This window comes from Latilactobacillus graminis DSM 20719 (genome assembly GCF_001436415.1).
GTDB lineage: Bacteria > Bacillota > Bacilli > Lactobacillales > Lactobacillaceae > Latilactobacillus > Latilactobacillus graminis.
In genome coordinates, this window is record NZ_AYZB01000019.1 from 1 (window position 1) to 711 (window position 711).

1 protein-coding gene and 1 pseudogene are annotated in these 711 nt (G+C 41.8%); one reads left to right on the top strand and one right to left on the bottom strand.

The genetic code is table 11. From position 1 onward, the window contains the following. A pseudogene (locus FC90_RS09185) lies at window positions 1–278 on the bottom strand (DNA/RNA non-specific endonuclease); the annotation flags it as partial. On the opposite strand from FC90_RS09185, the gene FC90_RS04165 reads away from it, so the two are divergent. Next, window positions 272–502, top strand: coding sequence for a hypothetical protein (locus FC90_RS04165; protein WP_057908043.1), 231 nt, complete (start codon window positions 272–274; stop codon window positions 500–502). The pseudogene FC90_RS09185 and the gene FC90_RS04165 overlap by 7 nt on opposite strands. Window positions 503–711 lie beyond the last annotated feature (209 nt).

Consider the following 711-nt stretch of genomic DNA (forward strand, 5'->3'; position numbering starts at 1 on the left):
GCGGCACCAGCACGATTAAGTTGATCCAAATTGCTGTATTTAATATGCTCATTTTTCCAGTTACCAGGGTTGAGTTCAGCTTGGTTATTATTGACCTCAATATAAGGGCTAGAACCGCTCTTAAAGGCTTTGTTGGCTAGCGATTGGTAATCAGCGGTTTTCTCGTTGTAAGTGTTAGAACTGCTGTTAGTTGTTGTATTTGAGGTGGTTATTTCAGAGCAGCCACTTAGTAATAAAATTGACGAAAGTGCAAAGAGAGTTAAACGTTTGAATGTCATTATTGATCCTCGTTTCTAGGTTAGTTTTAGCTTTGGGTTTACTCGCTCCAACCACCACCCCCGCTCGACACCCAGCAGTCGCAGAGCGACTGCAAACCCCAAGTTCAAAACCGGCAGTTCAAGATCAAGTTCAAAACCATAAGCTCAAGTGCACAACCTGGTCGCTAAACACGCCCACGTTGCAAGTTCAAAAGCGGAAAGAACCGGAAGCCGGTTCTTTTTGATTTCAAATACCAAACCTAGCCAAAAAGACAACCCCCAAGCACTTCGTGTGCTACGCAGGGGTTGTCTTTTTGTCCAGGCATGGCCTTTTGAAAAATGTAAGCTAAATAAATTTATTGGAGGAATTACTTATGAGTACAACATCATATATATTTACAGAATCTGAAGGCACTAGTTATAAAGGTGTATCTGTTCATTTTGACGGCGAATT